At 32.1% G+C, this 13257-nt stretch carries 5 protein-coding genes; 2 read left to right on the top strand and 3 right to left on the bottom strand.

Going from position 1 to position 13257, the window contains the following annotated elements; all coding sequences use genetic code 11:
- Positions 1-136: 136 nt before the first annotated feature.
- From V9L04_RS03800 to V9L04_RS03790, 3 genes are all read right to left on the bottom strand, one after another.
- Complete coding sequence (locus V9L04_RS03800; protein ID WP_338792743.1) at positions 137-880, bottom strand: response regulator; 744 nt, start codon at positions 878-880, stop codon at positions 137-139.
- A 267-nt stretch (positions 881-1147) separates the two neighbouring features.
- Positions 1148-4345: a two-component regulator propeller domain-containing protein gene (locus tag V9L04_RS03795; RefSeq protein ID WP_338792742.1), complete on the bottom strand. Its 3198-nt coding sequence runs from the start codon at positions 4343-4345 to the stop codon at positions 1148-1150.
- 703 nt (positions 4346-5048) lie between these two features.
- The gene (locus V9L04_RS03790; RefSeq protein ID WP_338792741.1) at positions 5049-12101 is read right to left on the bottom strand and encodes a T9SS type A sorting domain-containing protein; all 7053 of its coding nucleotides are present in this window, start codon (positions 12099-12101) and stop codon (positions 5049-5051) included.
- A gap of 251 nt (positions 12102-12352) precedes the next feature.
- On the opposite strand from V9L04_RS03790, the gene V9L04_RS03785 reads away from it, so the two are divergent.
- Both V9L04_RS03785 and V9L04_RS03780 read left to right on the top strand, forming a co-directional pair.
- Positions 12353-12604 carry a transposase family protein gene (locus V9L04_RS03785; protein ID WP_338792740.1) on the top strand — a complete coding sequence of 84 codons (252 nt, stop codon included), beginning with the start codon at positions 12353-12355 and terminating at the stop codon, positions 12602-12604.
- The gene (locus V9L04_RS03780) at positions 12564-13088 is read left to right on the top strand and encodes an ISAs1 family transposase (RefSeq protein WP_338794183.1); all 525 of its coding nucleotides are present in this window, start codon (positions 12564-12566) and stop codon (positions 13086-13088) included. Before V9L04_RS03785 ends, V9L04_RS03780 begins: the two co-directional genes overlap by 41 nt.
- The last annotated feature ends 169 nt before the right edge of the window (positions 13089-13257 follow it).

Raw genomic sequence — 13257 nt, 5'->3', positions numbered from 1 at the left:
TTTTTTTAGTAAATTTTACTTCAAAAATACTTATTCTCTATATGTGAAACTTAACAAGGTACTTCAGTGGTTGAAATTTGGTGTTGAGTGGTTGATTTTAAGAGTTAAGCGTTTTTAACTTTTTTTTAATTTTTATCTATTTGAGCATATTGAGCCTACTAAGTAAGTTTTCTTTGTGCCTTCGGCTAATATCATAATGATTTTTACCTATGGTAAGTACATTGTCTTGCAAATCAATATTATCTATAAAATAAGCATTAACAATGGTATTTCTGTGTATTTGTACAAAATCAGTAATTGGCAAACGCTCTTCAATTTCTTTGAGAGGCATCTTGACAGTAAATGTTTTTTCTTTTGTAGTAATCTGACAGGTTTTTTCTATTATTTCAACAACCAAAATATCTTTAATGGCTACTTTTTGTAGTTGATTAGTTTCTGTTTTGATAAAAAAATGGTCACGAATCAAAATATCACTTTTCCATTGCTTTCCATCTTCAATATGATTGGACTTTGCATAACGAGAAATAGCTAATTCGATAGTGCGTTGCAACAAGTCAGCATCAATAGGTTTTGTGATATAGGCATAAGGATTTGCTTCTTTGGCAGAGTCAAAAATAGCTTTATCTTCATACGAAGTAATAAAAATAATAGGCACAGAAAACTCTGAATTAGAAATTTTTTTGGCAACCTCAATTCCATTCATCGAACCATTGATATGAATATCCATCAGAGCCAAATCAGGTTTCATACTCACAAAAAAACGAAGCATTTCTTCTGAATTATCTGTCATTCCGACCAATTCATAACCCAAATCATCTTCAACAATTCTTCTAATAGTGTTGGCAAAAATAGGTTCATCTTCTACTGCAATAATTCTCATATATGTTGTGTATTTTATGTCATCGGTGGGACACCGACAACGGCAGAGGTTTTTAGGTAATAAAAATTAAATAAGATACTTATTTTGAAGTAATAAATTATTGATATTCAATGTATTACATCCGTAATATTTAATTAGCTTCGCTGCTTTTGCAGGTCACAATCATTCCTAAGTAAATATAAAAATTACAAATCAAACATTGAGGGAAATAATTCTAAAAGGTAGATTTTTTAAATTAAATGGTTGTTTTTGATGAATGAATGGTTTTTACTCCGTCGGAGAAATGGTTGGAATACCAAGAGTAAAAGTAGTTCCTTCATTTTTTTTGCTTTTTATATCAATAGTAATACCGTTCATTTTGGCAAACTCATAACACAAAACCAGTCCTAAACCTGTACTTTTTTCTCCTCGTAATCCTTTTCTAGTATGAGCCAAATTAAGCTCAAATATTTCTTTTTGAGCATCATTACTCATTCCAATTCCTGTATCTGTTAGTTGCAAGATAATTTCATTTTGATTTTCTTCTTGATATGCCAAAATGCTGATTTTACCTTCTTTGGGTGTAAATTTTAAAGCATTCGAAATAAGATTTCTTATAATGGTTTGAAACGAATCTTTATCTACATAAATAAATAAATCTGTATTGATTTGTACATCAATTTCTATGTGCAGACTTTGAGCAAGATTATGATAAATATTGACTGTTTCTTTTGTAATATTTTGTAAATCAATAATTTGTGGGCTGTGTTTTATTTGATGTTGTTGAGTTAAAGCCCAATTCAATAAATTATTAAGTAATGTATTCAGATTTTGAACTGAATTATCAATGTATTCTCCTAATTGGTGCAACCCTTCAGAATTATTCTTTTTTAAAAAATAATCTATTTGTTTGGAAATATCTTGAAAAGCTATTAAAGGACTCCGTAAATCGTGGGCGATAATAGCAAAAAGCTGATTTTGAGTGAAGTTTGCCTTTTCTAAGGCTTTATTTTGCTTCTCAAAAAGAATATTTTTGTTGGCTAATGCTTGAGTAGCTTTTTGGATTTGTTCTTCTAAAAGTTTTTTGCCTAATCCGATTTGATATAATCTCCATTTATAGATAAGATAAACCAACGCTAAAAATAAGATAAGCAAACTAAATAAAAACCAAGGTTGAAGATAGAAAGGTGCAACAAGAATTAGTTTTAGAGTAATTCCTTTGTTATTCCAGATGCCATGATTATTAGCAGCTTTTATTCGGAGAGTATATTTTCCGTGTGCAAGTCCTGTAAGAGTCAGTTTACCTTCATTTCCTAAACTTACCCAATCGTCTTGAAGTTCATCTATTTTGTAGGCATATTGATTTTTTTCTGGACGGTAATAATTGAGAGTTACAAAATCAAAACTCAAAATTTGAGCTTCTTCAATCGGTAATTCTAATTTTTTTATTTGATGTAATGGTTTATCAAATTTAATTATAGAATCTTGCTTAGTGATTTTAGTAAAATATAAAGGAGGTATAAAATTATTTCGTTTCATTTGATTAGGAAAAAAAGCATTGAGTCCATTTATTCCACCAAAAAAAAGTTCTCCTTCTTCATTTTTGAAATAGGCTTTCGTATTAAATTCATTGTTTTGTAATCCATCTGACTCATCATAATTTTCAAATATTTCTGTTTTTTTATTAAATTTTGAAATGCCATAATTTGTACTTAGCCAAAGATTATTTTGCTCATCTTCCAAAACAGCATAAATAACCTCATTAGGCAATCCATCACTAATAGTATATTTTTTGAAAATTTTAGCTAGAGTATCAAAACGATAAAATCCATCTTTAGTGCCTAACCAAATTATTCCTTTTTTATCTTGATGAATAGATAAAACATAGCAAGTTGTATTTTTAGATTTTGAGTTTGGATTATAAAAAATGGGTTTGTTGTGTGTATTTTTAAGTAAAGCAATGCCATTATTTTGAGTTCCTACCCAAATTTCATTTTGTTTTGTATAATACAAACAAGTTACTTTTCCATATTTTGTAGAAGAAAGTATTTGTTTTGTAATGGGATTATATTTTTGAAGTATATTTCCTTCCGCAAACCAAACTGTAGAGTCATTGAGTGGTAAAAGAGCCGTACAATTTTCTTTAGTGTTGTACTCAGTGGAATTTTGAAATGTGGTTAGATTGATTTTTATAATTCCTTGATTTGTTGCAAACCATAGAGGAGGTGGAAAAGTATATTTTGTATAGATTTGTTGTTTCAATAAATTTGGATATGAGTTATAAGCCCACGTTTTTTTGATTGAATCTCCCAAGAAAATATCTATATTATTTTCTTCATTATATGTTCCAATCCACATATTTTTAGTAGTGGGTTCTTGAAAAATAGTGCGTACACTTTCTCCTAATTTATACTCTCTCAAACTAAAAAGGGTATACAGAGGAACAACTGCAATACCAGCCCCATAGGTGCAAATCCATAAATTATCTGTTCTGTCTTTGTAGATAAATACAATGGAATATTTGCTTGTGTTGAGAGAAGAATTTGTAAAATCAATATAGTTTGAGATTTTTTTTTGACTTTTATCAATTATCAAAATACCTTGTGAGTTGTAACTATACAAATTATCATCTTCTTGAATTTGAGAAGAAAAGGGAAGTCCTAGTTTGTCACAAGTATTAAAAAAATTAGGCAAAATATTTATTTTGAATACTGTTGTGTCATAGACTTTATATAAGTGACTATAATTTTTAGTATATAAATTATACGAAAACCATAACTCATTTTTTTTACCAAAATAGTCGCTATAAAAGGGGAATAATGCTATATCTTTCCACTCTTGATTTGTCTTTTTTTTGTATGAAATTTTTGTTAATGTGATATTTTTATCAATTAATTCCTCAGTAATAAGTAGATATTTTTCTTCTTCTTGATTTTTATTTTTTAAAATACGTTCATAAATACCTGTTATTTTTTTTTTGGAAAAACTTGGGAATTCATCTGAATAATTTTGCCACTTGTGATGATTTACTTTCTTGAAAAATAGTTGCTCGTTAGCAATAATCCATATTGTTTTTTCAGAATCAATCAAAATAGATAGAATATTTTTCTGATTAAAAAAAACAATTGTAGAAATTTTTTGAGTATATAAATCTATCTTACTAAGTCCTGCTGTTGTACCCAGCAAAAGAAAATGCTCATTTAACTGAACAATAGCTTGAATTTCATTCGAACCCAAAAAAATACTATCTTCTTCGTTATTACGAAAAGTTAGAAAGTTTTTGCCATCATATCTACATAATCCATCATTTGTTCCCAACCACATAAAACCCTCTTTATCTTGCAGAGCGCAATTTACAAAGGCATTTGCTAGACCATCTTTTGTTTGGAGGTGTTGGTAATTAAGGACATAATTTTGAGAAAAACTAGAATAAGAAAAAGATAAATAAAACAGGAAAACTAGAAATATTTTTAACCAAAAAGTCATTGATGCTTGATAGTTAAGTAGAGTTATTTATGAAATAAGTGATTTAAAAATATGTACAAGTACAGTAGTAGACATGAGTGGTAAAATTGTAGGTGTCTTCACAAAAAATGGTAATTATTTTAGTATAAAAGCATTTTTTTGCCGTTGTTGGCATCCCCACTAACAACAATATTTCCCATATCCAGTATTTTAATGAACAAGATACTTTATTTTTTAATTAAATAGAATTTTGTTTTTTCTTGCTTTATGAGTAATAGCTAACTCTATATTTGATTTATTTCTAATTTATAACAAAATCTATTCTTCCCCTTTAATCCAAGTAAAGTTAGTCTTATTAATCTTTGAGGTTAGTTTTTCCATCTGTAATAAGTAGGATTATAGGATTTGTTTTTTTCTTGTAAATGATTTTGAGATTGAGTAGCAAACCTAGAAAAGCGTCCTTTCCATATTCAAATGGTAGGGAAGGCACTTTTTTAAAATCTTCTGCTTAGCTTTTCGCACTACCTTCTTTGAGGATACACAAAAAACCAACTCTATCTCATAGATAACTTTTTTAGTGGAATTTTTCTAAATTCAAGAGTCAAGGTAGGCTTTCTATAATCAAATTGGTTGGGTCACGCTGTGTTAGGACGACACAAGAAAAACAAAAAACCTTCACTCAAAGAGTAAAGGTTTTGTATAACTACTTTATATTTTAAAAATTCTATTCAATAATAATTGCTTTTGAGTAGGTAGCACCATTTTGATTGAAGTGAATGAGATACATTCCTTTCGGTTGATTGGTAAGATTTATTTTCAACTCATTTTTTCCTTTTTGAAATTTTTGAGAGCTTACTTTTCTACCAATTCCATCAAAAACCGTTACCTGTGTATCTGCTGCTAAAGCAGTTTCAAAACGTACATTCACTATTCCTGTACTCGGATTTGGATACACACTGAATGTATCTTGTTCAAACTCATTTTGATTTGCTTTTACTTTCGTTGCAATTCTAGTAGCAGGATTAGGACAGAATGATACTTTGTAACTCCCTGCATTTCCATTTGGTGTATAAATAGCTACATCAGCAATCAATTCTTCACTTGCATCTATGCTTTGTTGTGTTATTTCTACATTGTTATGGAAATATTTTATTACACTGGCTACTCTCTCTACACGTAATTTATCTCCTACTTGATAGTCAATAATTACCCCAGAAGAAGGCGTGTATCCTGCAATTGCCTTTCCATTTGCAAGTACATACCATCTGTATTTAATAGAACTGAAATAAGGAGTTGTATTTTGAGTCGTTAATCCAAACATATAAGATATATTTTGAGCCACTGTATTTTCTACAAATCCGTCTTGATTTGCAGCCAAGGTATTGGTTGTATGTACTCCTGCATCCCAAGCAGTAGTGCCTGTGGTTTTGTTTACTGTTGCCCCACTTGTTGTTACATCTGCTTCCACTACAAAATCAACAGGGTAACTCAGTACTACATTTTTTGTAATACTACTAAATGCTCCACTTGCTGTAACTGTATAATATCCAGCAGGTTGGTTGCTCAGTGTATTAGTGGTACTTACTGTTGCATTTGCAGCATTTTTCCATATATAGGTAGTAGCAAACGTTCCTCCTGTCACTGTAGCAGTAGCTGAGCCAGTAGAAACTCCACAATCCAATAAAGGAGCTGAAATACTTAGATCTAAAGCACAATTGATAAATAAAACTTTAGGAAGTGTGGTATTTGCTGTGTATAAACCAGCATCTACGACTAAATCTTGTGTTGTTACGCTTGTGCTAGTATAAAATACAGAGCCATTTTTACTATATCGTATTTCTGTACCTACTCGTTCAATTTTGAATCCATCTCCTGTTTGATAGCTTCCAAAATCCCCTTTATTAACTCCTTTTTCAACTACATATACTTTTCCACTAGAAGTAGTGTAGATCGCATATTCTATAGAATTAAATGCAGTTCCATTCTCTTTTTTGGACAGTCCAATCAAAGAAGAAGTAGTTGCATTATCTACATTGAATACAATTCCCCCATTTCCGATTACTTTCTGAGTAGAGTTTGCATTAGTGTTCCATCCTGTTGTGCTTGTATGGTCTAATTGTCCATTTGCATTTAGGGCTAGATTTGTTAGGTTTGTCCACGTTAGAGGTGCGCCAATGAGATAAGAAGCGTTATAGGTGATTCCATCTTTGGTCAATTCTAATTGGTAAGTTCCTGCACTGAGTCCAGTAATATTTGCTGTATTAGCTCCGTTTGACCATACATAAGTTGCACCTGTTGCTGTAATATCAATAGTACCAGCAGTTCCTCCAGTTCCACAGTCGATTCCTGTAACGGCTGCTGTATAGGTTTGACTTCCACCTGTTGCTCCACAAAATGAAACTTGTACTTCTCCTGTACTGCCTGAATTAATAGCTACATCAGCGACTAATGTTTCAGTAGCATTAATAGTATATTGGTGTACTACAGTTCCATTTTTATAGAATTTCATTTGACTTCCTTCTCTTGCTACTGTAAATACATCTCCTTTTTGGTAGGCTACTGCTGTACCAGGATTTTTATTATAGCTTGGAACAGCATTAGAGTTTCCTACAAAGTACCACGCATAATCAATAGAAGTATAAGAGGCAGCTGTATTTGGTTTTGCTAAACCTATCATATAAGAACTTGTATTGCTGGTGATAGTATTACTTACCCAACCATTGGCAGTAGCAGCTAATTGTTGTGTCGAAGCAGAGTTTGCTCCACTTGTCCAGCCTGTAGCATTTGTTTTTGTAAGAACATTACCTGCACTACTTACGTTTGCTTGGTTCTCAAAATCTACTTCATATCCGATAGCTACGTGTTTTGTACGAGTTCCATACACACCTGTTGCTGTTACTGAATAAATGCCTGTGTTTTTATTTAAAATACTTGCTGTATTTTCTCCACTAGACCAAGCATAAGTAGTAGCAAGTGCTTCACCAAGTAGAGTTGCTGTTGCAGCACCAGCTCCATCGGTAGGACAAGTATTAGAAGTAAATGAGGTAATTTCTAAAGCAATAGGACAACTTGTAAACTGAACTTGAGGAATACGTCCATTGGGTGTGTACATAGTGGCATCAGCAATTAAATCACCTGCTGCAACGCCCCCAACTGTTCTAAATGGAGTGCCATTTTTAGAATATACAAGGGTTGTTCCTGTACGCTCTATTCTGAAAATATCGCCATTTTGATAGGTACCAAAAGTACCTCCAACACCATATACAACACCATTTTCATAAACCACGATACTTCCAGCATTTGTAAGATAAATAGCATAACGAATACTAGCATATCCGACAGCTCCTTTGTAGTAAGAGAGTCCGATCATATAGTTATAAGCATCTTTTTCTTCTGCTGTAAAGGTAATTCCTCCATTAGCAATTATTTTTTCTTCAGAAAAGGCTTTGCTTGTCCAGCCAGTTGTAGCTGTAGATTTAGTAAGTCTTTTATCTACTAGAGTAAACTCAGTCAAATCTGTCCACGTTAAATCATAGCCTACTTCATAAGTAGCTGTATAATCTGTTCCTCCATCAGTAATAGTAACTTCATACTCCCCTGCTGAAAGTCCAGTACGGTTTTGAGTAGTAACTCCACCATCTGACCAAGCATACGTTTGGCTACCACTAAACTCTGAAACATCTAAATCAATTGCTCCTGTACTTCCTCCTGAACAACTTATGCTTGTAATAGTGGCAGCAAGTAATGGAAGTGTAAGGGTAGTTCCTGCTTCTCCAGTACCTATAGTTTCAAATGTATTTGTTCCTGCACAATCATTATAGGAATAGACTCTAAAGAAATACTGTGTACTAGGATCTAATCCTGTAACTACAATATTTGGATTCGTGGAAGTACCTGCATAAATTACCTGTTCTCCTGCATCATTCCAACTCAAATCTGCTGTTGGGAGAGAAGCTGCATTAGTAGGAGCTGTAAAACCATTCGTACTATTTATTTTAATGACATAACCTGTTGCTCCTCCTGTTGGTGCATCATAACTTACAACATCTAATGTACTAACTGTTGGGTTATTTCCTGCTAATAGATTGGTTACTTGAGCTGTGGGAGCAGAACAGGCAGAAAGCGTAGTAAAACTAATTTGGTTTCCATAAACTGTAAGACCCTCATTAATAGTATAGGTTTTTGAATAAATTATAGTGTTAGAAGGTAAGCTACTTATTGTTTGTGAAAAACTTCCTACTCCTGTACCTATTTGTGCTTTATTATTTGAAGTAGTAGGATTTGGAGTAATTGCCCAAACAATTCCTCTTTCTGAAATAGATAAAGTAGCATCTCCACTATTTATTATTCCACCTAAATCAGCAGTATTTGTTGTTATATTTAAAGCATTAGCTGTATTAATAGTAGGTAATGTAGTTACCTTTCTAATATACCTGCCCACTCCTTCTGCAACATATAAAGCTCCATTATTAACGTACAAATCGGTAGGAGAATTTAGTGTAGCATTTATAGCTAATCCACCATCACCAGTAGAAGAATTAGTTCCTGTTCCTGCAAAAGTAGAGTATATACCTGTAGGAGTAATTTTACGAACACTATGTCCAAAACCAGAAGTAGTCACATAAATATTTCCTAAAGCATCGACAGTTACACTACTGGTAGCTCCTGTACCATTTCCTGTAGTGTTAGTTGTTCCATCTCCTGCTACTGTCGTAATTATATTTGTAGATAAATCTATTTTTCTAATATACCTGCCCACTCCTTCTGCAACATATAAAGCTCCATTACTAATGTACAAATCGGTAGGAGAATTTAGTGTAGCATTTATAGCTAATCCACCATCACCAGTAGAAGAATTAGTTCCTGTTCCTGCAAAAGTAGAGTGTATACCAGCAGGAGTAATTTTACGAACACTGTGTCCAAAGCCAGAAGTAGTTACATAAATATTTCCAGCCTCATCAATTGCTACTGAACTTGTAGCACCAGTACCATTTCCTGTAGTGTTATTTGTTCCATCTCCTGCTACTGTCGTAATTATATTTGTAGATAAATCTATTTTTCTAATATACCTGCCCACTCCTTCTGCAACATATAAAGCTCCATTACTAATGTACAAATCAGTAGGAGAATTTAGTGTGGCATTTATAGCTAATCCACCATCACCAGTAGAAGAATTAGTTCCTGTTCCTGCAAAAGTAGAGTGTATACCAGCAGGAGTAATTTTGCGAACACTGTGCCCAAAGCCAGAAGTAGTTACATAAATATTTCCAGTCTCATCAATTGCTACTGAACTTGTAGCACCAGTACCATTTCCTGTAGTGTTATTTGTTCCATCTCCTGCTACTGTCGTAATTATTTCAGTAGCACTATTGAGTGTCGTAAAACTAATCTCATTTCCATAAGCAGTTCCTTCACTATTGATAGCATACGAACGAACGAAAATAGTAGTAGCAGAAGGCAAGCCTGTTATAGTTTGATTGAAAACTCCTGTTCCAGTTCCTATTTGTACTTTATTATTTGAAGTAGTAGGTGTTGTACTTGTTCCCCAAACTATTCCTCTTTCTGTTACAGTTGCACCTCCATCAGAAGTTACGTTTCCTCCTAAATCGGCTGTGGTAGCTGTTACGTTTGATTGAGTGGCTGTTGTTACTGTAGGTGATGTATTTGTAGGAGTTATAATATCTACTTCAAAAACTAAATCAAAATTAGCATTTGGACTTCCATTAAAATAAAAAGTTCCTCCATTATATGTACTAGCACCTGAATTTTCTACAAGAAGAGATGCAGAAGTAAAATAAAATGTATAGTTACTAGAGTTAGTTACTAAAATGTTCAGACTACTTACATCGACTTCTTTAAAATCTGTAGCTGTACCAGAAGCTGTAAAACCTAATCCTGATAATGTGCCTAATGTTGCTCCTCCAGTTCCATTTCCAGATTTGATATTGAGTGTAACTCCTGTCATAGAATTTCCTGCCAAAAATCTTATTTTATCTAATTTTCCATCTTGGCACGTCGTAAAACTTTGTCCAATATCAGAGCCATTAGCTTGTGTAACAGTTGAACTGGTATTAGATATAGTACATTGTCCTGCTGATAATGTAGTAAAACTAATCTGATTTCCATAAGAAGTTCCTTCACTATTGATTGCATAAGCACGAACAAAAACAGTAGTAGCAGAAGGTAATCCTGTTATAGTTTGATTGAAAATTCCTGTTCCAGTTCCTATTTGTACTTTATTATCTGATGTTGTAGGAGTTGATGATGTTCCCCAAACAATGCCATTTTCTGTTACTGTTGCACCTCCATCATTGGTTACATTTCCTCCTAAATCGGCTGTGGTGGATGTTATGTTGGCTTGAGTTGTTGTTGTAACTGTAGCTAGAGAAGCGGAGAAAAAAGCTCCTAAATCATAACTCCCATCATCGTGTTCATAACTTAAATAGAGCCTATCGTTAAATAAAATAAAAGGACTGACATCATCAACTCCTTCATTCGTATAATTTGATGGGTTAGAAATTTCAGTTAGTGTAGTTCCATCATAGCTAAATAATACTCCTGCAAAAGTAGAGGTAGTATAATACATGTAGGCTTTTCCATTGTATTCAATTCCGTGCTGATTTAAGTTTAAGGATGAATTATAACCAGTTGCACTACTTGTATAACCAACAGGATTAGGCACTTCTGTTAAAGTTGTTCCATTATAAGTAAATAAAGTATAATAACTCGTATTATGTCTATAACTCACATGTAATTTTCCTGCATAAACAAAACTTTCTCCTTCATACCCTCTTGCTGAATTTTCATAACCTGAAGGATTGGATATTAAAGCAAGATTAGTTCCATTAAATTTATATAGTTCGTATGCTCCAGCATTATTTCTATATTTTATATACAAATTACTATTATAGATAATTCCTTCAGCCCTGTATCCTCTTGCCGAATTAGTATAATTAGATTGTACACTAGGAAAAATAGGAGTAAGAGTAGTTATATTGCACTCCATAAGGACATTATTACCTGTGTTAGCTATATATTGTCCATATAATTTTCCATTGAATACAATAGGATTACCTGCATATCCTACATTTTCATAACCACTTGGGTTAGTTATATGTGAAAAAGTAGTTCCATCATACTTGAATAAATGATAAGCAGATGTTGTTGTGTTTACATATTTTAAATAAAGTGCATTATCATATACAATAGGCTGACTAGAATATTCGTAACCAACAGGATTGGGAATAGGTGTTAATGTAGTTCCGTCATAGCTTACCAAAATAAATTCTCCTGCATTGGTTCTATATCTTAGATAAAGTTTATTATCAAAAACAATGGCTTCTCCTCTGTATCCATGTGTAGCTCCATCATAACCACTAGGACTCGGAACAGGAGTAAGAGTTGTTCCATTATATTTCATTAAGTCGTCATTATTACCGTTATCACGGTAACGCATATAAAGATTTCCATTATAGATAATCGGTTCTTTATTATGTCCATAGTTACTAGCATCATAACCACTAGGGCTAGGAATAATAGAAAGAGTTGTGCCGTCATATTTGCCTAAATCATAATTTCCATCATCTCCTAAATACCTCATATATAAAACATTATTATATACAATTGGAGAATCTCTGTAACCTCTATTATCAGAATTATAACCACTAGGACTAGGAATAAGAGAAAGTTGAGCTTTTAATAAAGGAATTGATATTCCTCCATTAAAAATAAGTAGAATCAAAAAACCAAAAGTTTGTAGTATTTGTCTTTTTTTCATATTAAATATTATTTTTATAAAATGGATAAGCTCAATAAAATAACTGCTCAATAACTTGAGTAGCAATGATGTATAATTTAAGTAAAAATAATTTTGCTATGAAATTTTATAACGTCAATTCAACATAAAATCAACATTTTTTTTTAGTTACAAAAAAACTTCTTTTTAAAATATGAAAGTAAATTTTTATAAAAAATATGTAGGATAAACGCACGAAAAAAACTTATCTTTATTGGTTTATTTTCTATTTAATGCAAGACTCTATTAATTTTTTGTTTTCTGATATTAAAGATTTCAGACAACCTTGGAAAGTTCTACATAAACTTTGTGATATACTTTTTATAGCTCTTTGCACCTTGATATCTAATGGTAAAGACTTCGAAGATATGGAATCTTTGGGAAAAGAATGCTTTGAATGGCTCTTACAATTTATAGAACTTCCTAACGGTATTCCTTCTCACGATACTTTCAACTCAAAAAAAATTTTTCGGAGAAGTAAATGATGCTTTCATTTGGACGCAAGTAAAAGAAGAAAATACAGATACTACAAGAGAAACAACGCATGGTAGAATAGAAATAAGGAAATGTAAAATAATGAAAGCAGAAGAACTTTTAGTGACTCACTTTATAGAAAAGTGGACACATTTGAAAACAATTATCAGAATAGATTATGAACGTATAGAAAATAACATAACATTTTGTAATACAAGGTATTATGTAAGCAGTAAATTAGCTTCTGCTGACTATTTTAATACAGCTATTAGAGGACATTGGGGTATTGAGAATCAACTTCATTGGCATTTAGATATGACTTTTGAGGAAGATAAAAATAGAAGCAGAACAGCTCATTCACAAGTGAATCTAAATATTTTAAGAAAAATAGCTTTAAATAAAGTAAAGCGTTCGGATGAAAAATTAAGTCTAAAAAAAAGAAGATTTAAAGCAAGCTTAAATAAAGACTACTTAGAAAAACTGATTTTCTCATAAATCTTTCGTGCGTTTACCTTAAGCATAGACTGATAAATACATAAATTCTACTACCGAGTTCACGTTATTTACACCACAAAAATTGTCAGACAACAAAAATTTTTGATTGATTATCTACTTTTTGTATTATAATACTCAACCGTTTTTTGTTACTGAAACTACTATTATT

Origin of the sequence: Bernardetia sp. MNP-M8, from assembly GCF_037126285.1 — a bacterium.
In the GTDB taxonomy this organism is placed as follows: Bacteria; Bacteroidota; Bacteroidia; order Cytophagales; family Bernardetiaceae; genus Bernardetia.
This window is presented reverse-complemented; position numbering and strand designations above follow the sequence as displayed.